Genomic DNA, 20,173 nt, shown 5'->3' with positions numbered 1-20,173 from the left:
AATAGGGGGTGGGCAGACCTTCATGCTCGAGCCGCAGTTTGCGATACGCTCACCTCGGCCCGGATCGTCCCCAGTGAAGCGGCAGGAGTAATCTCTTGGGCTTTTCCAGTGGCAACATCGTAAAGCAAGGCCGAGACGGTGATCGCGTCCGGTACCTCCGGTGCTGCCGCTAGACGCTTGATGTCTGCCGAAAGGTCGCTTTCCTGATCCGTGATCGCGTATTCGGATACGTCAATCCCAAGCTTTTTCAACAGCGCGTCCTGAAGGTCCGGATTGGACAGCCGCTCGGCTCCACATTGTGTGTGCTGCATCAGGATGACGTTGAACCCCTGTTCGCGGCTCTCCGTCATAGCGCTCACCAGAAAGGCGAGGGTGGCGATTTCTTCGATTGCGGCGCGCGTAACCCGTCCGCCATTGTTTCGGATCACAACCGCGTCGCCAAGCTCCAGTCCGAGGATGTGCGCGGGATCGACCCGGGCATCACCGCAGGTCAGAACAACCGTTCGCAACTTTGGCAGGATCGGCAGGTTAGCACTGTCAAAGCCCGCAGAGAATTCTTGGTTTCGAGTGATAAGTTCGTCCTGAATGTTCATTTAGAGGTCCTTTCGTCTTGGGGAACAATCCTTCGTCGTTTGCGGTCTCAGGCAACACGCTTCGGTTCGGTTTGTACGTCCTTGGGTTGGTGCTTTTCTGTCCAGGCCGCATTGTCCTGACAGTACGAAGCGGATGAGAGCTGCACGTAGTCTCGCTGCTTCTGAGCGTGATCAAGATCGAACGGGCGCGTCGTGAGAATCTTCAGGAAGATGCCGATCGCGCCTATGCTGCGGGACAGGCTGCGCACCAGGTCGGGTTGTTCAGCGACCTTGCGCCGTACAATGCTTTCGAAGGCTTCAGGTTCGTGTCCGCTGACTTGGAACACATCTTCGGTTGGGGCATTCACCGCGAAGGCGCCTCGCCGGTACTCTTCTGAATAGATTGCAAGCTGGGTGACTGCCGCTTCCGAATAGTTTGCTGGGCGAAGGGCTTTCAGCGCCTTGACCATCATTCGTTCGGAAATATCGACATAGCGTACCCGCCGCCCCAGCGCGCGGCCCATTGCTTCGGCGATCTCGTTGGGCGACAGCAGCGTTGGACCCGTGGGACGATAAGTCTTGCCTGCATGGTGTGCCGGATCCGTCAAGGCACCGACAACCACGCGGGCAATGTCTTCGTTTGAGGGGGCGGCATTCTTCTTCACGTCGCCGTCGCCGAGCGGCATCGTGAACTTCCCAAGATGGGCCGCCATGCCCAGTACCATCAGGTAGTTTTCGGCAAACCAGCCGACATTCACCGTGGTCACAGACATCTCGGGACGCATGCCGATCAGGATATCGCCCAGGTATACTTCACGTGTAAACAGTGATGGGTGATCTACGCTCGAAAGCCATTGGCTAAGTGTAACGACGTGTTCGACCTTTGCTTCGTAAGTCGCAGCGGTGAAGACCGCACTGAAGTGCAGCCCATTGGGTGCTGTCGGAGCGCATTGATACGCCCGCTGCACGCCTTTCATCGCCGAGCGCATGTCGCTCAGGGAATACTGGTCACCCACGAATAGTTCAGCACCCGCGCGTTCGAGAATATCAGAGCGATAATCCTTCTGCCGTATGAAAGCGCGGACAGGATAGGCTTTGGCTCTGAGTTGAAGCGCGACTTGCAGCCCGGTCTTGCCGCTTGCGCTGGTGACGAGGATCTTAGGCTTGGCAGGCACGGGCACACTCCTTTAGATGATGCTTGCAATCTATAATTTAGATGATACATGTAATCTTAATTGTCAACCCCGCCTAGGAGCGCGAAAATGCCGAGAATGTCGGAAGCGGAAAAAAGGCGCAGTCACAACAGGATACTGGATGCTGCAGCACAGTTGTTCCGCGAACGCGGGGTCGAAGCGACAAGCGTCGCTGACGTCATGAAGGCAGCCGGAATGACACATGGTGGTTTCTACCGGCACTTCGAGTCGAAAGAGGATTTGATCGCGACAGCCTTCCGGCACGCGATCGACGATGTTGTTTCAGGCATGGAACGCGAGGAATCCAGCGAAGGGCGAGGGAAGGAACGTCAGGACTACATAGCCAAGTACCTGTCCCAAGCTCATGTTCAAGACAGTCGACATGGATGCCCGTTGGCGGCGATGGGAACCGAGCTTGCCCGCACCAAGGGCGCATCTCGGCACGCGGGCGCTCAAGCTTCGGATCGCATGGCGGCCCTTTTGCGGGACACGCCGGAAACCGGCTCGGACCAGGGCCTGGCTGCGATGGCACTCCTGATGGGTACGATCACTCTGGCTCGTTTGGCAGGAACTGAAGACGAGGCGGACCGAGCTCTGGAGGCCGGACGCACTGCCGTAGTTTTGCTGCAGGATCATTGGCCGAAAGGCAGGTCTTAAACTGCGGCAGGGTATTCCGCGAGATTGGCGGCTATGTTGTGCGTTGTGTGAATTCGTTCTGTCGTCGATCATGCAGCGGCAGCGAATGGCAGCTTCGACGGGCCGCACAGCCGCAATCAGAACCTGTGGTCAAGGTCGGCTCTGGGCCGACGTCGGCTGGCGTAATGCTGAAGGTCTGCCAATGACTGCGAAGGAGACCAAAGTAAGGTCTTGTCAGAAGAACTTGGGTTGAGCGGGGCAGGGCGGTTGCGTAGCTTTTGCCCATGACCAATCCTGCCTCTTTCAAATACTTCAAAACCAGCCCAGAGGTCATCCATCTTGCGGTGATGCTGTACATCCGTTTCCCGCTCTCGCTTCGGAATGTCGAAGATCTGTTGCACGAGCGAGGCATCGACGTGAGGCACGAAACTGTCCGGTATTGGTGGAACAGGTTTGGCCCAATGTTTGCTGCTGAGATCCGAAGAAAGCGTGCTCAGCAACTGCGCGCGTTCTCCAAATGGAAGTGGCACGTGGACGAGGTTTTCGTGAAGGTGAATGGCAAGAGACACTACCTCTGACGGGCTGTCGATCATGAGGGTGAAGTGCTGGAAGCAATCGTCACCAAACGCCGAAACAAGCAGGCGGCATTGAAATTCCTCAGGAAATTGATGAAGCGCCATGTTTGTGCCGATGAGATCGTGACCGACCGTTTCGCATCCTACAAAGCAGCGCTCAGAGAATTGGGCGCGCTCGAAAAACAACAGACGGGAAGGTGGCTCAACAACCGTGTTGAGAATTCGCACCTGCCGTTTCGACGACGCGAACGCGCCATGCAACGTTTCAGGCAAATGCGAAGTTTGCAGAAATTCGCCTCCGTCCATTCCTCCGTCTACAACCACTTCAACCAGGAAAGATCGCTCGCAACCAGAGATACCTTCAAGCTGACCCGCGCCGCCGCTCTTAGCGAGTGGCGTCAACTTTGTTCCGGATAGGTTCGCGGTTACCGAGGCAAACTGAGACTAGTTCGAATTCGTCTGACAGCACCGCCATATTAAAGGCGAAATCGACCACCTTCTGACTGCCTTTTGAACCGGCCAGTGTGCCGACTTTTCACAATGCAATTGAAAATTTCTGGCTTTGGTAACCTCTGGCCAACAGTCACCACGTGATGCGTATCGGTGACATCGCCCAAACCATTGTTGCCTCTTTCTCCGTCTTGTTGCGAAAGCGATGCGCGATCATGGATGGGTAGGAAAAGCTGTCTCCTTCGCGCAATGAAATGATCTCGTCCCCGAGACGTAGCTCAACTTCACCGCTAAGAACTATGGCGTGTTGCTCACCTTCAAAAGAATAGCCTTCGAGTGGCTCGGGTGGTTCTCCTGCGCCGGGGCGGAACCGTGATAGGATCAAGTAACAATGGCCGGACAATGTGCTTGAAAGCAACTCGTCCTCAAAACCTAATTCATCAGTTGATCGCGTGTACATAGCGGACAGCGCCCTACGGTTTTCGCGTCGCACGACGTGCTTTCGCTCAAGAGGCCCGTTGCCTTCCTGTTTGGGAAAGAACCAATTGGGGTCAACTGCAAGCGCATCGCTGATTTCACCAAGCAGGTCGTCCGACACATTGGCCGCCCCAAGTTCAATTCGGCTGAGATAGGCTTTGGAGCACGACACCACCTCGGACAGGTGTTGTAGGGTCAATCCACGCGCTTTGCGCACTTCGCGAATTTCACTGCCGAGCCTTTGGGCGTCGGTCTGAGACACGTCACTTTTCATGACTTCAGAATAAATGATTTTAGTTGACTTTTCGAGCTCAAATCAACTTAGTTGAAAAGAAGGGGGAAAATCAACTGATTTTCCATCGGCTGGGAGAAAGTTATGCGCTTTGATTTGATTGCCAATTTTAGCCCCGGTGAGACGATTCCATGGACGCGCACGCTGGAGATGATCCTCGAACAGTGTTTGCTGGCCGAACAGGCAGGGTTCACGACCGCATGGTTCACCGAGCATCATTTTGCCCATAACGGTTACATGAATGCGCCGCCCAACCCGATCCAGATGGGGACCCACGTTGCCGCGCATTGCAAGACGCTGCGGGTTGGAACAGCGCCCATCATTTTGCCTGACTGGCATCCTTTGCGCGTGGCTGAAGATGCCGCGATGCTGGATAATATGACGCTGGGCCGTTTTGATTTCGGCGTCGCCAAGGGCATCAATGAACGCTCGACCCTCCAGTTCAATAAAGATGCCGACCGGCGCGATAATGCCAAGGTTATGCGGCTGTATCAGGAGAGCCTTGAGATTATCCTGAAAGCCTGGACCAACGAAGCGTTCACCCATCATGGTGAGTTCTATCAATTCCCTGTTCCCGGCTGGAAAGAGAGCAACCGGTTCTTTGACCCTCTGGATCCGCGTTATCACGATGAAGATGGCGAATACAAAGCGATGTATGTGCATCCGCGCCCCTATTCCAACCCTCACCCTCCGGTCTGGCTGATGTCAAATGCACCGCCCACATTCAAACTGGCCGGGGAACGCGGTTGGGGCGTGATCTCGATGGCGGCTGGCCCCAAGGCGACGCTGGCCTGTTGGGAGCCCTACCGCCAGGCCCTGTCGCAACGCGAAGGGCGCGAGGTAAGTCTTGGCGAGGGCGTTGGTGTCTGCACAGCGTTTTATGTCGGTGAAAGCATGGAAGAAGCGGTGAACACAATCCGTGGTCCGATCAATGCCTATTACGAATTTCTCGGCGGGTCGCGTCCCAAGGGGGAATGGACCAAACACGGCTATCTGGATGTCGGCGAAGAGATGACCCCCGAAGATGAGGACATGGACTGGTTCGATTTCCTCAACAAACGCGGGATCATTGTGGTGGGTGATGCCGAATATGTTGCGGATCGTTTTGCAGAACGGCAGGAAACCATCGGCCTCGATCACCTCATGCTGATGCAGCAATATACCGGCGTACCCTACGAGAAAATTCTGGCCAGCTGGCATCGTCTGTTTGAGCATGTCGTTCCCAGGTTCGGCACGCAGTCCATCGCGCAAAAAAGGATGCTGGAACATGCTTGAGATTTGGGGGCGACCCTATTCGTCGAACGTCATTCCGGTGATCTGGACAGCGAATGAACTGGGGTTGGACTACGCGCTGCAACTTGCCGGGGGCAGCTTTGGCAAGCTCGACACCGAGATGTATGCGCAGATCAATCCCAACAAGATGATCCCGGCGATCCGCGACGGGGATTTTGCGCTGTGGGAAAGCCTTGCCATCGTACGATACCTCTGTGATCGATACGGGGCAGGAACGCTGAGCCCATCCGATATTCAGACCCGCGCGATTGCGGATCAATGGATGGAGTGGTCGGCAAGCCGCGCCTTTGGGCCGGTGATCTATCTGTTCTTCGCAACGGTGCGCACGCAACCGGGCAAGCGTGACCCCGAAAAGATCGCCAAGCTGCGCGATGAGGCGCACGAGGCCCTGACCCTTCTGGACCGGCACCTTGCGGAGCGCACCTATGTCTGCGGCGACAACTTCACCATGGCGGATATTCCCTTGGGATGTGTGGCCTATCGTTATTTTAACGTCGAGGTCGACCGCCCGTCCTTGCAGAATGTCGAGGCCTGGTATCAGCGGCTGGCGGAACGCCCCGCCTATCAGGATCACGTCATGCGCCCGTTCGGGACCAACCCCGATGAATGGGCTGCCTTGGAAAAAGCCTGTGCCAGCGAAGGGGTGCTATGATGGACGTCCGAGAATATCGCCGCGCACTTGGCGCCTTTCCGACGGGTGTTACCATTGTAGCCACCTATGACGAGGACAGAGAACCGTGGGGTCTGACCGCCAACTCATTCACTTCGGTCTCATTGCAGCCGCCGGTGATCTCGGTCTGTGTTGCAAAGTCAGGCCGGGTCTTCCCAACGCTGTCGCAATCGGATCATTTTGCGGTCAATATCCTGTCGGCCGAGCAGAAAGACCTTGCTATGCACTTTGCAAGCGATGTCGAAAACCGATTTACCGACACCGATTGGATCCCCGGAACCGCGACCCCCTTGATCCCCGGTGCCTCGACGCATTTGGAGTGTACGGTTCACAGCAGGGTCGACGCAGACGATCACGAGATCCTCTTGGGCCGCGTCATCAACTACGCCCACGCACCCGCTCCGCCCCTTGTCTTTTGCCGCGGCGCGTTCTTCTCCGCGCCCCAACCCGAGGCTTCATCATGAGCGATCATCTGACCTTTCACACACGCTTCGGCCCTGATGAATTCGACGCTCAATATAATCTAAGGGCAGGGCGACCGGACTATGAAGAGACCGTCATTCCCGGTTGGAGCAGCGATAGCGAGACAGCGCGCGCCACCTGCGATTGCAGCCTGGACCTCCGCTATGGGGAAGGCGAGAAGCAAAGGTTGGATGTCTTCCGCTGCTTGGACGCGGCTGCGCCGACATTGGTATATTTCCACGGCGGTTATTGGCAGCGTGGTGACAAATCGATTTACAGTTTCATAGCGCCACCCTTTGTTGCCGCGGGGTTCAATGTTGTTGTCGTCGGCTACGATCTTTGCCCATCCGTGACCATTGCGCGTATTTCAGAAGAAGCGCGTGAGGCCATGGCCTATATCTGGCGCAACGCGCGCGATCTGGGCATCAATCCAGACCGCATCACCGTGATGGGTCATTCCGCTGGCGGACATATCACCCAGATGATGATGGCGACTGATTGGCCTGCGTTTGGTGATGATCTTCCCGCGGACCTGATAAATTCCGGTATCCCGGTGTCACCGCTCAGCTATCTCGAACCGGTCCGTCTGACCGAAGCGCTGAATGCGGGCATCCGCATGGATCCAACAGAAGCCGAGGCTGAAAGCCCGATGACCAACCACCCCCCGGTCACCAATGCGCCTCAACTGGTTGTGGTCGGCGGTGCGGAAACCGAGGAATTCCACCGACAGGCACGCATGTATGTCGAAAAATACGAAACAGCAGATCGCAAGGTGGGTCTCTATTTCGTGCCGGGCGTGGATCACTTTGACGAACTGAATGTGCTTGTCGACCCGGCAAGCCCCTTCTTCAAACACACTTGCGACATGCTTCAAGGAAAAGGACTGCAATCATGACCGCTTTGACCCGTGACCTTGTCGACTCGGTCGGCGACGCTTTTAACGCGAACGACATTGACGCTGTGATGAAGCATTTTGCAGACGACGCGACATTTGACCATGCCGTTGGCCCCGAAGAACATGGCATACGTCTGGAAGGTGCCGAGGCCATTCGCAACGCCTTTTCATCCCTGTTTGAAAAGGTTGCGAACGTGCACTGGGAAACACTTGACTGCACCATTTCTGGAAACAAAGCCTGTTGTGAATATCGCCGCACGGCCACGCACAAGGATGGCACCAAGGAAGAGTATCTAAGCGTCGACATCTTGACCTACCGCGATGGGCTGATCGTTCACAAAGACACGTATTATAAGCAACGCACAAGCTGATCCGACAGTCTCGGACGCAGCCAGACACACAGTCGTTGTACCGAACCTTTCCCAGTTTGGTGTCGCTGGGGTTGCTGGCCCGAGCGGCTGTGACTTCTAAAGCCAGGTTTCATTTCCGGATTGGGGCTAAGCGCTTCTGGCGTAGAAATTCAGGTGTTGAAATCCCGATCTTTGAACGTCATGTGTCCACTGGATGCAATCTTAGGGCGAGGCCGGTTTGGACGTTCAGCCGCGATGTATGATTGCGGATCTATCGGGTGGTGAAGGCCGAAAATTGTTGCCACTGAAATTCACACCTAAGCATATGAAAATCGGCAATGCTAAATGGTGGCGCACCATATTATTTACAAAAAATATTATTATTCGTGAATTTTTTTACAAAATTATGTTTCAAAAATAGGAATTTATTGAGGAATTTTCATTCCGCTTTCCATTATTGAGATGCACAAAAGTGCGCTTTTGTCCGCTGGAAGAGGAGCCAGAGGGCGAAAGAACGAAAATGGGAGGAATGAATGACCAACAAATCTGTCACACGCCGCGGCGTGCTGAAGTCTGGTGCCGTTGCAGGTACCGGTCTGGCCCTGCCTACAATCTTTACGGCTTCGTCGGCTGCTGCTTTCACCAACGAGCCGACAGGGGCATCTGTCACTTTGGGTTTCAATGTTCCGCAAACCGGACCTTACGCCGAAGAAGGCAATGACGAACTTCTTGCTCAGCAACTGGCGGTCGAACATCTGAACGGCGAAGGGGACGGGGGTTGCCTTAATACCTTCACATCCAAGGCGCTTCAGGGGAACGGCATCCTTGGCAAGAAAGTCGAATTTGTTACGGGTGACACGCAGACCAAATCGGACGCCGCGCGTGCCTCTGCCAAATCGATGATTGAAAAAGACGGCGCGATCATGATCAACGGTGGCTCGTCTTCAGGCGTGGCTGTCGCGGTTCAGGGCCTGTGCCAAGAGGCCGGCGTGATCTTTATGGCGGGTCTGACCCACGCGAACGACACCACGGGCAAGGATAAAAAAGCCAACGGGTTCCGTCATTTCTTCAACGCTTACATGTCGGGTGCAGCGCTTGCACCGGTGTTGGCAGCTGAGATGGGCAAGGAACGTCGCGCGTATCACCTAACGGCCGACTATAACTGGGGTTGGACCCAGGAAGAGTCGATCGTCGCCTCGACCGAAGCCTTGGGATGGGAAACGGTCAACACGGTTAAGACACCACTCGCGTCAACAGACTTCTCGTCCTATATCGCCCCGGTTCTGAACTCGGGGGCGGATGTTCTGGTTCTGAACCATTACGGCGGGAACATGGTGAATTCGCTGACCAACGCAATTCAATTCGGCCTGCTGGACAAGGTCGCCAATGGCAAGGACTTCAAGATCGTCGTGCCACTGTACTCTGAGTTGATGGCCGCTGGTGCGGGTGAAAACATCAAAGGCGTCTTGGGGTCGATGAACTGGAACTGGCAGCTGCAGGATGAGGGCACCAAAGCCTTCGTAAAATCCTTTGGCGAGAAGTACGGCAAGCCTCCGTCCAACTCGGCCCAGACCTGCTATGCGCAAGTTCTGCTTTATGCGGATGCGTGTGAGCGGGCAGGAACCTTCAATCCATGCGGTATTGTCGAAGCTCTGGAAGACTTTGAGTTCGACGGGCTGGGCAATGGTCCGACTTGGTATCGCGGTGCGGATCACCAGTGTTTCAAGGACGTGCTTGTCGTGCGGGGCAACGAGAACCCGACCAACGAGTACGACACGCTGGAAATCGTCGAGATCACGCCGCGTGCGCAGGTCGAGTACGATCCGGAACACCCGATGTTCGCCGGTGGTGAACTGGGTAAGTGCAACCCGGGCGCTTAAGGCCTTTGGCTGATGTCTGACCGCCGGTCTCGGCGGCCAGACCCCTTGTGGCCGGGCGCTAAAACCCGGTCACGACCACTCAATTACACTGACCAATCTTGAGGTGGGGCCGATGGACGCCATCCTACTGCAAATTCTCAACGGGCTGGACAAGGGCTCGGCCTATGCGCTGATCGCGCTGGGCCTGACGCTGATTTTCGGAACGCTGGGTGTTGTGAACTTTGCCCACGGGGCGCTGTTCATGATCGGAGCGTTCTGTGCGGTGACCTTACAGAAGCTTCTTAACCTGAGTTTCGAAACGCTTGACGAAACCCAGAAGGACTTTCTGGGCAACCCGCTGAAAGTTGAAACGCCTTATGTCGAGGCCTGGTTCGGCCCCGAGGTCGGAGCCACCATCATTGACTGGTCCGTTCCGCTGGCGATCCTTTTTGCGATCCCCATCATGTTGCTGGTTGGCTATGTAATGGAGCGTGGGCTGATCAAGCATTTCTACAAGCGCCCTCATGCGGATCAGATCCTTGTGACCTTTGGACTGGCTATCGTGCTGCAGGAAATCGTCAAGTATTTCTTCGGCGCTAATCCGATCCAGACCCCGCCGCCAGATGCGCTGAGCGGGTCGGTCGATTTGGGCATCATGGTTGGGTTCGACCCCAACGCGATCATCTATCCGATCTGGCGTTTGGTCTATTTCGGATTTGCGGTGGGCATCATCGGTGCGGTGTTCTCATTCCTGCAATTCACCACGTTTGGTATGGTCGTGCGTGCCGGGATGGCGGATCGCGAAACTGTCGGTCTGCTGGGTATCAACATCGACCGCCGGTTCACCATCATGTTCGGCATTGCCGCTGCCGTGGCCGGCCTTGCCGGGGTGATGTACGGCCCGCTTAATCCGCCAAATTACCATATGGGCATGGATTTTCTGGTTCTCAGCTTTGTTGTGGTCGTTGTGGGCGGCATGGGTTCATTGCCAGGCGCGGTGTTGGCCGGGTTCTTGCTGGGTATTTTGGAGAGCTTTGCCTCGACAACCTGGGCAACCACTACGATCCCGGGCATCAATCAGATCATCATCTACCTTGTCGCCATCATCGTGCTGCTGACACGTCCACGCGGTCTAATGGGCCGCAAGGGCGTGATGGAGGAATAAGCCCATGTTGGGACTAAACAAAAAAGACACCGGCCTGCTGATCATCGTTGCGATCCTGACATTGCTGGCCCCCTTCATCCTGAACCCATTCCCTGAAGGCAGCGCTATGGCGCAATTCAATGCTGGGTATCCGGATCTGATGCAGCGTTTCGTGATCTTCGGCATCTTCGCCATCGGCTTCAACATCCTGTTCGGCTTGACGGGATACCTGTCTTTCGGTCACGCGGCCTTTCTGGGGGTGGGGTCTTATTCCGCCGTTTGGATGTTCAAGCTACTCAGCTACAACATCCTTCCGGCCATTGCGCTAAGTGTGGTCGTCGCCGGATTGTTTTCGCTGCTGATCGGCTTTGTCAGCCTGCGCCGGTCAGGAATTTACTTTTCAATCCTGACACTGGCCTTCGCGCAGATGAGTTTTGCGCTGGCTTATTCGGTGCTATCGAACCCCAAGTTTAACCTGACGAACGGGGAAACCGGCCTGCAAGTCTATGCAGATGATCCGCAGATCCTGCAGGGCGCCAATGCGCCGGACCTGCCGCACCTGTTCGGCTTGCCGATGCGTGCGACCTACACAATGGACGTGGGCGCGTGGAGCTTTGATTTCAACGCGGGCTATTACCTGTGCGCGGTTGTCCTGATGGTGGTGTTCTACCTATCTATCCGCATCTTCCGGTCGCCCTTTGGCATGATGTTGCGGGCGGTGAAATCGAACCAACAGCGGATGAATTACACGGGTTTGAACTCGAAGCCTTACACGCTGGCGGCCTTTGTAATCTCGGGCATGTATGCCGGCCTGGCCGGTGGTCTGATGGCCGCGATGGACCCGCTGGCTGGTGCTGAACGGATGCAATGGACAGCCTCGGGAGAGGTGGTCCTGATGACTATCCTTGGCGGCACCGGAACACTGATCGGTCCGGTTCTGGGTGCTGGATTTATCAAGTATTTTGAGAACATCTTCTCGAAAATCAACGATAACGTCCTGCACAGCTGGTTCGCATTCCTGCCTGATGGGCTGGAGGATGCGGTTGTCTTCGTGATCCATCCGTTCATCGGTAAAGGTTGGCATTTGACGCTGGGCATCCTGTTTATGCTGGTCGTCATCTATCTGCCAGGCGGCCTTGTCGAAGGTGGCCAACGATTGCTCAACCGCTTTAAGCGCAAGAAATCTAATACCGACGATGCAACGTCGGGCAAAACAGAACCGGCCGAGTAGGGGGCGAACCATGGCAATTCTAAGAGTCAAAGAAGTCAGCAAGCGCTTCGGTGGTCTCAAGGCGCTGACGGATGTAAACCTCAATGTCGAAGAGAACTCGGTCCACGCCATCATCGGCCCCAACGGTGCAGGTAAGTCGACGCTGTTGAATTGTTTGGTGGGCAAGCTGATGCCGGACACCGGGTCCGTTTTGTTCAACAACAATTCGGTACTTGGGTTGGAGCCGTTCCAGATTAACCAGATGGGCATCAGCCGCGTGTTTCAGACGCCCGAGATATTTGGCGAGCTGACGGTGATGGAAAACATGTTGATCCCGATCTTCGCAATGCGGGATGGGGCTTTTCGGATGCACGCCTATGAGACCATCGCCAATGAAAAGGCGGTTGTGGAACAGGCCGAGGCGATGCTGGAAGAGATGAACATGGCTGACAAACGCGAAATGCACGCCGCTTCGCTGTCTCGTGGTGACAAGCGGCGGCTAGAGATCGGCATGTGCCTCAGTCAGAACCCGCGCTTGCTGCTGTTGGACGAACCCACGGCGGGCATGGCGCGGGCTGATACCAACAATACCATTGATCTGCTGAAGCAAATCAAGGACGAGCGCGACATCACCATCGCGATCATTGAACATGACATGCACGTGGTCTTCAGCCTGGCCGAACGCATCACGGTCTTGGCGCAAGGCACTCCCTTGGTTGAAGACACGCCTGAAAACATTCGTGGCAACCCAAAGGTCCGAGAGGCCTATTTGGGCGAAGCAGCGTAAGGAAAAGCTATGAACGAGAAACCTGACTTTTCGAAAAACGCGAACAGGGCCAGTACCGCACCTGCGTTTCTTTCGGTGTGGGATATGCATTCATACTACGGAGAAAGTTACATAGTTCAGGGCGTCAGCTTCAATGTACACGAAGGTGAGATTCTAGCTCTTCTTGGGCGAAACGGCGCTGGCAAGACCTCGACGCTCCGTTCCATCGCAAGGGTCGGAGAGCCGGAAGTAAGGCATGGCGAAATCTGGCTGGATCACCAACCGCTGCACAATATGACAAGCTACGAAGCGGCTGCTGCGGGTCTTGGTCTTGTCCCGGAAGATAGGCGAATTATTCCGGGCCTAACTGTCGAAGAAAACCTGCAGCTTGCGCAAATCGCGCCGCCGATTGGATGGTCGCTGGAAAGGTTATACGAGTTGTTCCCGCGCTTGGGCGAGCGCCGCAAACAAGAGGGAATTACGTTGTCCGGCGGCGAACAACAGATGCTGTCAATCGCCAGAGCACTGGCCAGAGACATCAAGGTCTTGCTTTTGGATGAGCCTTATGAAGGTTTGGCCCCTGTCATCGTCGACGAGATCGAAAAAACGCTTATTCATGTCAAGCAACAGGGCATGACTACGATCATCGTCGAACAGAACGCCGTTCGTGCTTTGGAACTGGCGGACCGGGCGATTATTCTGGATACTGGGAGCATTGTGTTTGACGGGACTGCGAACGAAGTGCTGGAAGATACCAATCTTCGGGAAGAGTATCTGGCGATATAAGTATCCTGTTTAGCCGCATGAAAAGTCTAAAGATATTAGGCTTTTCAGGTGCTTGAAATTCGCTGATTTGGGCGGTTTCGGATAAACCATTGCCCGTCTTTCAAAGACAGTCAAACCTGCTGGCCACGCACGTCACCAACCCATTCTGTGTGGGGGTTGGCCTTCACTTCCTCGAGCATTTTTAGAACTTCTGCTTTCCAACCAGCCTTGATCTTTAAGGCCAACTGAGACGGCGGGCGGTGAGCGGGTTCAAGGATCGCATATTCATACCTGAGCGGATTTCCCAAAGGCACGAACACAACCTTGTCGTTGGACAGGTTCATCTCACGTTCCGTTGCGACGGTCAGCGGATCAACTATTGTGCAGCACTGGCCCGAACTTACAAACGGAATGAGCGGTAGGAAATACTGACAGGTCACGGTCGGATTATAGTTTGCTGACATGTCCTGAAACTCTCGCCGGACTTTGCGCTGAAACGGATGGGTTGCGTATAGCCCGCCCATCGGCGTTCCGTCCAAATCGGAAATCGTAATGCTGTCCTGAGACGCAAGCGGATGATCGCAATCTATCGCGCAGAAACAGTCTGCCTGAATCAGTTCGACCGAATATTGTGCTTTTCGTCCGGCTGAATGCTCGAAATCAGCAAAGCCGAAATCGATATTCTGCGTTCCCGCAAGTTCCATAATTTGCGGAGAACTCCGCGAGGACAACGTGATTTGAATGTCCGGGTTTTCACCCACCGACTGACTGATAAACCGCGGGAACAAAAAGGCCGAAGGGCCCGGCATCGTTGCGATATTCAGGCTGCCGGAATGCCCTTTGATCAAACCCTCCATGGTGTTTGAGATCGTTGACAGGCGATCCAGAATGCCCGCGGTCTCGGCCAGAAGGTAATGCGCCTCGGGGACCGGAACCAGCCGACGTCCTTTGCGTTCAAACAATGTCAGGCCCAAAGATTTTTCGAGGTTCTTGAGGGCAAGGCTGATAGCAGGCTGCGTCCGATGCAATTTCTTGGCAGTCTGAGAGATGGAGCCGGACTCCATCACCTCGCGAAAAACGGTGAGTTGGGTGAGGTTCATGCTCAATATATAAGTTAAAATTTAATTTTGTGAAATATAACAAATTTGTATTTATGAGAATTGCCTTTACGCTTGCAGGATCGAAGTCGGGCGAACCGAATCCGACGTTCCAACTTGGGAGATGACAATGAAACTAGTGAAATGCTTGACTGGACTGGCTTTGGCTGGCGCGCTGGCCGCACCGGCGTTGGCGCAGGACCCGACCTTTTTCCGCATCGGCACCGGCGGTGCTGGCGGAACCTACTTCCCCATCGGCGGCACCATAGCAAACGGTATCTCGGCCCCTCCGGGTTCGCGCCCCTGTGAAGAAGGCGGCCAGTGCGGTGTTCCTGGTCTGATCGCGATTGCACAATCGACCACCGCGTCGGTGTTCAATAACGCGGCTGTTCAGAACGGTGAGTTGGAAGCTGGCCTTGCGGCGGCGGATGTCACCCGCTCGATGTATCTGGGTGAGGGCAAGTTCGAAGGCAAACCGCACCCCAAGCTGCGCATTGTCGCCAATCTGTTCCCCGAAGACCTGCACCTGGTGCTGCCTGCCGGATCGACGATCAACGATCTGGGTGATCTGGAAGGCAAGCGCGTCGGTATCGCGCAGGCTGGCTCCGGCACGCAGGTTGCCGTGCTGCAGATGCTGGACGCCTGGGGTGTTAACCGTGACAACATGGACGAAGCCGAACTGAACAACAGCCAAAGCGCCGAGCGTTTGGCCGATGGTCAGCTGGACGCCTACTTCTATGCCGCAGGCTGGCCGGTTGCCGCGATGGTACAGCTGTCCTCGACCAAGGGTATGAACCTGCATTCCTTCAGCGACGAAGATCTGGCCAAGATCAACGAGATCATTCCGGCCTATATCCCCTCGGCCATTCCGGGTGGTGTTTATGAAGGTATCGATGGCGAAACCAAGACCCCGGCGGTCAGCGCGATGCTGGTTGTGTCCTCGGACCTGTCGGATGATCTGGTCTATCAACTGACCAAGGCAATGTGGAACGACAACACACGCAAGCTGCTGGACAATGGCCATGCCAAAGGCAAGCAGATCACGCCAGATACCGCGCTGGACGGCGTCGAAGCGCTGGGCGTTCCGCTGCATCCGGGTGCCGAGAAGTTCTATAAAGAAGCTGGGCTTCTTCAGTAATCAAATCCCACCGTAACCTATCGTCCGGTGCCCCATTTCGGGGCACCGCACACTTGAATTATGCGAAATCAGGGGGCCATCATGACCGAGACCCAGAAACTTGATGACCACGAACTGACGGCCGAGGAACTTGCGGCCATCGAAGAACAGTTCGACGAAGGCGCCGCTGTTCGTCAGGTCACACCAACCACCGGTAAGGTCCTGCGCGTCGTTGCCCTGATCTTTGCTTTCTATGAATTCTTTACTGCCGGGTTCGGCCTGCCTGCCGACCACTGGCATATGGGCATCTATCTGGCCCTGCTGTTCATTCTGGTTTACGCGACCATTCCGATTATCGGGTCGCAAAGCCTGTATGCGCTCAAAGTCAGCCGGTTCCGCATCGGCAACATCCCCCTTTACGATCTGGTCTTCATGGCGCTGGGTATCATTGCCGCGCTGTACGTCGGCTTCGCCTGGCGTGGCATTCCCTTTCTGGGGATCGAGGAGCAGACGTTCCGAATGGGCAACCCAAACGGCTATGACGTGTTCCTGGGCGTCGTCATCATCCTGCTGGTGCTGGACATCGCGCGCCGCACGCTGGGTTGGGTTCTGCCGCTGATCATCTGTGTATTCATTTCATACGCGCTGCTGGGGCCGTATTTCCCCGGTCTGCTGCAACATCCCGGTGTGAACTTCAAAACTTTCGTGTCGTCGATGTATTTCCCGCAAGAGGGTATTTATGGCGTCACTCTGTGGGTTGTCTCAACAATCGTGTTTCACTTTGTCCTGTTCGGCGTGATTGCGCAGCGTACAGGTCTGGGACAGCTTTTCATCGATAACGCCACGATTTTGGCGGGCCGCTATACTGGCGGTCCGGCAAAAGTGTCGGTGGTATCCTCGGCCTTCTTCGGCACGATCTCGGGTTCTTCGGTGGCCAACACCGTATCAACCGGCGCGCTGACTATCCCAAACATGAAGCGCCTAGGATACCCCGGCCATTTTGCAGGCGGGGTCGAGGCCGCGTCATCGGCTGGTGGTCAAATTACACCGCCGATCATGGGCGCTGCGGCGTTTATCATGGCCGAGTTCCTTGAGGTTCCGTACACCACCATCGTGATTGCGGCGATCTTCCCAGCGATCCTGCACTATGTCGGCGTCTTCGCCGTTGTGCATCTGATGGCGCGTAAACTGAACCTGCAGGGTCTGACCAAAGAGCAGTTGCCGCAGCTCAAGGCTGTGTGGGCCGAAGGCTGGGCTAATATTGTGCCTCTGATCGGTTTGCTGGTGGTTCTGTTCACCGGTTACACGCCGTTCATGTCAGCTTTCTGTGGTATCTCGCTGGCGGTGATTGCGGGCATGTCGCGGATCAAGCAACCTCCGACTTTGATCTACGCAGCCGCCTTCCTGGCCTTTGTCCTTTGGAAATTCTCGGATGGCGGATTTGATCTGACCATGACGGCCATTCTGTGCGGACTTTCGGTTGTCGCAACGCTCAACCCGCAAAAACGGATCGAAGTGCCCGAAATGCTGCAGGCGGTCGAGTTGGGCGTGAAATATTCGCTGGCCGTGGGTGCGGCTGCTGCAGCAGTGGGCATCGTGGTCGGAGTGATCAACACTACCGGCATCGGGTTCCGCATCGGGTTTATGGTGACGCAGGGCGCAGGCAATCTGGCGTCGGATCTGTACAACATGATCTCGTTTGGCAGCTTCCAACTGTTTGCGATGGAAGACCTGCAACTGTTCATCTCGCTGGTCTTCATCGCCATCGTCTGCATCCTGATGGGCGCGGGTATCCCCACCACGGCGCTGTACATCATGCTGGTGTCCGTCGCCCAGCCTGCGCTGGCGCAGCTTGGTGTCCCGCCGATCGCTAGCCACCTGTTTGTGCTGTACTATGGGGTGGTCTCGGAAATCACGCCGCCAGTCTGTACCTCAGCCTATGCGGCAGCGGCCATTGCGAACTCGAACCCGTTCCGTACCGGGCTATCTGCCTTTACGCTCGGGTTGGGCAAGGTGATTGCACCGATGGCTTTTGTCTATGCGCCGGTTCTTCTGTTTGTGTCTTCGACCGGGTTTGACCTGTGGGAATTCACCTATACGGCATCAAGCTGTATCGCCGGGGTTATCGCCCTGTCCGCAGCCGTCGTGGGATACTGGCTGAGCCCGTTGAACATGGTGTCGCGTATCCTGATGGCGGTCGCCGGGGTCATTTTCGTGGCGCCGACCCTGACTGCCGACCTGGTCGCGCTGGCCGTGGCTTCGCCAGTCATCATCACGCAGTTGATCGCCCGCAATCGCAGTCATTCGGCGGCCTGATGAAATGACAGAACAAGTCACCATCATCGGTGCCGGCATCGTCGGCATCTGCTGCGCCTTGTCGCTGCAAGAGCGTGGCATTCCGGTCCGGCTTGTCGATAGGGGCGAGCCGGGTCAGGAAACCTCGTTCGGGAATGCGGGTGTGGTGTCGCCCTGGTCGATTATCCCGCAGGCGATGCCGGGGATCTGGAAGAAGCTTCCCCAAATGCTATTGGATCCGAAAAGCGCTCTTTCGGTCCGGCCTAATTTCTGGCCAAAGATGATCCCCTGGGGTTTACGTTTTCTGGGCAATTCCGGCGAAAAGACCGTTCGCGAAGTGTCGGATGCGATGGATCTTTTGTGTCGCCCGTCAATTGACCTGTACCGTCGGCATCTGCAAGGCACCGGCTGCGAAGATCTGATTACGGACAGCTACTATGTTCATGCGTTCCGTCGCCCCGAACAGGCTGATTTGAAAGGTCTCGACTATCTTATCCGTCAGGAAAAAGGTGGTGATCTTGAGCGTGTTGACGGGCACGAACTGCGGCGTCTTGAACCTGCGCTGACGTCCGAATTCAAAGCGGCGGTGCTGATCAAAGGTCAGGCCCGTTTAACCTCGCCGGGTCGCGTTGGCGCGGTTCTGGCGGAAAAAGCCCGCACGCAGGGGGCAGAGATCGTAAAGACCGAGGTCACTGGTCTGACCTTTGCCCAAGGTGGCGGATGGCATCTGTCCACACCGCAAGAAACGCTGCACGCGCGCAACATCATTCTGGCGGCTGGCGTATGGTCTGCTGAATTTTTGAAACCGCTGGGTCTAACCGTTCCGCTTGTCGCCGAGCGGGGATACCATGTTCAGTTTCAGAACCCTGCTGCCAGCCTGAACAATTCGGTTATGGATGTGGATGCAAAGGTCGTTGCCAGCTCGATGGTCGATGGGCTTAGGGTTGCCGGAACGGCCGAGTTTGCAAAGGTCGACGCACCGGCCGATCCGCGCAAAGAAAAAATTCTGACAGAGCAGGCCAAGGCGATGGTGCCGGATCTTGATACCAGCCAGGTACAGTTCTGGATGGGTCGGCGGCCTTCATTCCCAGACAGCCTTCCTGCGATTGGGCAACTTGACGGGCAGGCCGGGCTTTATACGGCGTTCGGGCATTCCCATTATGGCCTGATGATGGCCCCTAAAACCGGCGAACTGGTTGCCGATCTTGTGTCGGGACGCAAGCCCAACGTCGATCTGGCGCCATTTTCACCGACCCGGTTTTGAACCTGCGGCACACTCACCTTGAAAGGATTTGAATACCATGCCGATTTATGAAGGCGGTCAGAATATCTGTGGGGCCTCAATAGGCGTTCTTTGTCTTGAGAGCTATTTCCCCAAACCTCCGGGGCATATCAAGAATCCGTCCAGCCTGCCGTTTCCGGTCCTTTATGAAATGATCGACGGCGTTACTGTCCCGACCCTGCTGAACAACCCCACACCCGAGCTGCTTGACCCATTCATCAAAGGTGCGCAGCGGCTTGAGGCCGAGGGCGTGCGGGCCATAACGGGCAGCTGTGGTTTCCTGGCCCTGTTTCAAATGGAATTGGCGGCTGCAGTGTCTGTCCCTGTATTTGCGTCCAGCCTGATCCAGGTGCCTCTGGCCTTTCACATGACCGGAGCCAAGGCGCCGGTGGGCGTGGTGACCGCAGATGCATCGGCACTGACGGACCGGCATTTCGAAGGCGTCGGAGCGGCTGGTATTCCCGTCGTCGTACAAGGGTTGGAGCACACCAGTGAATTCGCCGAAGTGATCCTGCGCAACACAAGAACCCGTATGGACACCGATCTGATCGAGGCCGAATTGATGGATGCAGTGCGCAACCTGAAACGGCAGTCGCCTGACATCCGGTCCATCGTTCTGGAATGCACCGATCTGCCGCCCTACGCCGCGCGGATTCAGCAAGAACTTCAGCTGCCAGTATTTGATCTGACGACATTGGCTCAGATGGCGCATTCCGTTGCCACGCGCAGCGCGTATTCCGGGATCATGCCCTGGACGTAAAAATCTGCAGGCC

At 55.9% G+C, this 20,173-nt stretch carries 19 protein-coding genes and 1 pseudogene; 16 read left to right on the top strand and 4 right to left on the bottom strand.

Annotated elements, in window-relative coordinates:
- Positions 1–20: 20 nt before the first annotated feature.
- Both ACR0M2_RS02985 and ACR0M2_RS02980 read right to left on the bottom strand, forming a co-directional pair.
- Positions 21–593 carry a carbonic anhydrase gene (locus tag ACR0M2_RS02985; RefSeq protein ID WP_480703995.1) on the bottom strand — a complete coding sequence of 191 codons (573 nt, stop codon included), beginning with the start codon at positions 591–593 and terminating at the stop codon, positions 21–23.
- A gap of 47 nt (positions 594–640) precedes the next feature.
- Complete coding sequence (locus ACR0M2_RS02980; protein WP_480703994.1) at positions 641–1,747, bottom strand: NmrA family NAD(P)-binding protein; 1,107 nt, start codon at positions 1,745–1,747, stop codon at positions 641–643.
- Positions 1,748–1,834: 87 nt separating this feature from the next.
- Here ACR0M2_RS02980 and ACR0M2_RS02975 point away from each other — a divergent pair, with 87 nt between their 5' ends.
- Both ACR0M2_RS02975 and ACR0M2_RS02970 read left to right on the top strand, forming a co-directional pair.
- Positions 1,835–2,422: a TetR/AcrR family transcriptional regulator gene (locus tag ACR0M2_RS02975; protein ID WP_480703993.1), complete on the top strand. Its 588-nt coding sequence runs from the start codon at positions 1,835–1,837 to the stop codon at positions 2,420–2,422.
- Positions 2,423–2,685: 263 nt separating this feature from the next.
- Positions 2,686–3,393 (top strand): annotated as a pseudogene (locus ACR0M2_RS02970) (IS6 family transposase).
- Between the two features lie 166 nt (positions 3,394–3,559).
- On the opposite strand, the gene ACR0M2_RS02965 reads toward ACR0M2_RS02970, so the two are convergent.
- Positions 3,560–4,165 carry a helix-turn-helix domain-containing protein gene (locus tag ACR0M2_RS02965; RefSeq protein ID WP_170393444.1) on the bottom strand — a complete coding sequence of 202 codons (606 nt, stop codon included), beginning with the start codon at positions 4,163–4,165 and terminating at the stop codon, positions 3,560–3,562.
- 114 nt (positions 4,166–4,279) lie between these two features.
- Between ACR0M2_RS02965 and ACR0M2_RS02960 the strand changes: the two genes are divergently transcribed.
- The 10 genes from ACR0M2_RS02960 to ACR0M2_RS02915 all read left to right on the top strand — a co-directional run bounded on the left by ACR0M2_RS02960 (position 4,280) and on the right by ACR0M2_RS02915 (position 13,630).
- On the top strand, positions 4,280–5,470 hold the full coding sequence (locus tag ACR0M2_RS02960; protein ID WP_480703992.1) for an LLM class flavin-dependent oxidoreductase: 1,191 nt from the start codon (positions 4,280–4,282) through the stop codon (positions 5,468–5,470).
- Positions 5,463–6,140: a glutathione S-transferase family protein gene (locus ACR0M2_RS02955; protein ID WP_170532815.1), complete on the top strand. Its 678-nt coding sequence runs from the start codon at positions 5,463–5,465 to the stop codon at positions 6,138–6,140. Before ACR0M2_RS02960 ends, ACR0M2_RS02955 begins: the two co-directional genes overlap by 8 nt.
- Entirely contained in the window at positions 6,137–6,622 is a 486-nt protein-coding gene (locus ACR0M2_RS02950; protein ID WP_170532819.1) for a flavin reductase family protein, read from the top strand. Before ACR0M2_RS02955 ends, ACR0M2_RS02950 begins: the two co-directional genes overlap by 4 nt.
- Positions 6,619–7,515: an alpha/beta hydrolase gene (locus ACR0M2_RS02945; RefSeq protein WP_170532822.1), complete on the top strand. Its 897-nt coding sequence runs from the start codon at positions 6,619–6,621 to the stop codon at positions 7,513–7,515. The genes ACR0M2_RS02950 and ACR0M2_RS02945 overlap by 4 nt, the downstream gene beginning before the upstream one ends.
- Positions 7,512–7,886, top strand: coding sequence for a nuclear transport factor 2 family protein (locus ACR0M2_RS02940; RefSeq protein WP_170532824.1), 375 nt, complete (start codon positions 7,512–7,514; stop codon positions 7,884–7,886). Before ACR0M2_RS02945 ends, ACR0M2_RS02940 begins: the two co-directional genes overlap by 4 nt.
- Before the next feature lie 512 nt (positions 7,887–8,398).
- A complete protein-coding gene (locus ACR0M2_RS02935) occupies positions 8,399–9,745 on the top strand; it encodes a substrate-binding protein (RefSeq protein WP_170348210.1) in 1,347 nt (448 codons plus the stop codon).
- A gap of 112 nt (positions 9,746–9,857) precedes the next feature.
- Complete coding sequence (locus ACR0M2_RS02930) at positions 9,858–10,889, top strand: branched-chain amino acid ABC transporter permease (protein ID WP_425080889.1); 1,032 nt, start codon at positions 9,858–9,860, stop codon at positions 10,887–10,889.
- Between the two features lie 4 nt (positions 10,890–10,893).
- Entirely contained in the window at positions 10,894–12,099 is a 1,206-nt protein-coding gene (locus ACR0M2_RS02925; RefSeq protein ID WP_170348212.1) for a branched-chain amino acid ABC transporter permease, read from the top strand.
- Between the two features lie 10 nt (positions 12,100–12,109).
- The gene (locus ACR0M2_RS02920) at positions 12,110–12,865 is read left to right on the top strand and encodes an ABC transporter ATP-binding protein (protein WP_170409253.1); all 756 of its coding nucleotides are present in this window, start codon (positions 12,110–12,112) and stop codon (positions 12,863–12,865) included.
- A gap of 9 nt (positions 12,866–12,874) precedes the next feature.
- Complete coding sequence (locus ACR0M2_RS02915; protein WP_170348214.1) at positions 12,875–13,630, top strand: ABC transporter ATP-binding protein; 756 nt, start codon at positions 12,875–12,877, stop codon at positions 13,628–13,630.
- A gap of 110 nt (positions 13,631–13,740) precedes the next feature.
- Here ACR0M2_RS02915 and ACR0M2_RS02910 read toward each other — a convergent pair whose 3' ends face one another.
- Positions 13,741–14,709 (bottom strand): LysR family transcriptional regulator, encoded by a 969-nt coding sequence (locus ACR0M2_RS02910; RefSeq protein ID WP_170357743.1) that lies wholly within the window; start codon positions 14,707–14,709, stop codon positions 13,741–13,743.
- Positions 14,710–14,836: 127 nt separating this feature from the next.
- Between ACR0M2_RS02910 and ACR0M2_RS02905 the strand changes: the two genes are divergently transcribed.
- The 4 genes from ACR0M2_RS02905 to ACR0M2_RS02890 all read left to right on the top strand — a co-directional run bounded on the left by ACR0M2_RS02905 (position 14,837) and on the right by ACR0M2_RS02890 (position 20,160).
- On the top strand, positions 14,837–15,844 hold the full coding sequence (locus tag ACR0M2_RS02905; protein WP_170348216.1) for a TAXI family TRAP transporter solute-binding subunit: 1,008 nt from the start codon (positions 14,837–14,839) through the stop codon (positions 15,842–15,844).
- An 81-nt stretch (positions 15,845–15,925) separates the two neighbouring features.
- The gene (locus ACR0M2_RS02900; protein WP_480703991.1) at positions 15,926–18,139 is read left to right on the top strand and encodes a TRAP transporter permease; all 2,214 of its coding nucleotides are present in this window, start codon (positions 15,926–15,928) and stop codon (positions 18,137–18,139) included.
- A gap of 4 nt (positions 18,140–18,143) precedes the next feature.
- Positions 18,144–19,382 carry an NAD(P)/FAD-dependent oxidoreductase gene (locus tag ACR0M2_RS02895; protein WP_480703990.1) on the top strand — a complete coding sequence of 413 codons (1,239 nt, stop codon included), beginning with the start codon at positions 18,144–18,146 and terminating at the stop codon, positions 19,380–19,382.
- A 37-nt stretch (positions 19,383–19,419) separates the two neighbouring features.
- Complete coding sequence (locus ACR0M2_RS02890; protein WP_480703989.1) at positions 19,420–20,160, top strand: aspartate/glutamate racemase family protein; 741 nt, start codon at positions 19,420–19,422, stop codon at positions 20,158–20,160.
- The last annotated feature ends 13 nt before the right edge of the window (positions 20,161–20,173 follow it).

The organism is Ruegeria sp. BE10, assembly GCF_056538905.1.
The sequence above is the reverse complement of the archived record's forward strand: the minus strand, read 5'-3'. Positions and strand labels throughout refer to the sequence as shown.